At 53.4% G+C, this 625-nt stretch carries 1 rRNA gene; it reads left to right on the top strand.

What is annotated here, in order from left to right:
- Positions 1–625 (top strand): 23S ribosomal RNA (locus CKF42_RS20945); the annotation flags it as partial.

The following is a 625-nucleotide window of genomic DNA, read 5'->3' as shown; positions in this document are numbered from 1 at the left end:
GTGGTGTGACTGCGTACCTTTTGTATAATGGGTCAGCGACTTATATTCTGTAGCAAGGTTAACCGTATAGGGGAGCCGCAGGGAAACCGAGTCTTAACTGGGCGTTAAGTTGCAGGGTATAGACCCGAAACCCGGTGATCTAGCCATGGGCAGGTTGAAGGTTGGGTAACACTAACTGGAGGACCGAACCGACTAATGTTGAAAAATTAGCGGATGACCTGTGGCTGGGGGTGAAAGGCCAATCAAACCGGGAGATAGCTGGTTCTCCCCGAAAGCTATTTAGGTAGCGCCTCGTGAACTCATCTCCGGGGGTAGAGCACTGTTTCGGCTAGGGGGCCATCCCGGCTTACCAACCCGATGCAAACTGCGAATACCGGAGAATGTTATCACGGGAGACACACGGCGGGTGCTAACGTCCGTCGTGAAGAGGGAAACAACCCAGACCGCCAGCTAAGGTCCCAAAGTCATGGTTAAGTGGGAAACGATGTGGGAAGGCACAGACAGCCAGGATGTTGGCTTAGAAGCAGCCATCATTTAAAGAAAGCGTAATAGCTCACTGGTCGAGTCGGCCTGCGCGGAAGATGTAACGGGGCTAAACCATGCACCGAAGCTGCGGCAGCGACAC

Source organism: Pantoea sp. ARC270, from assembly GCF_003236725.1.
Taxonomy (GTDB): Bacteria; Pseudomonadota; Gammaproteobacteria; order Enterobacterales; family Enterobacteriaceae; genus Pantoea; species Pantoea anthophila.
This window is presented reverse-complemented; position numbering and strand designations above follow the sequence as displayed.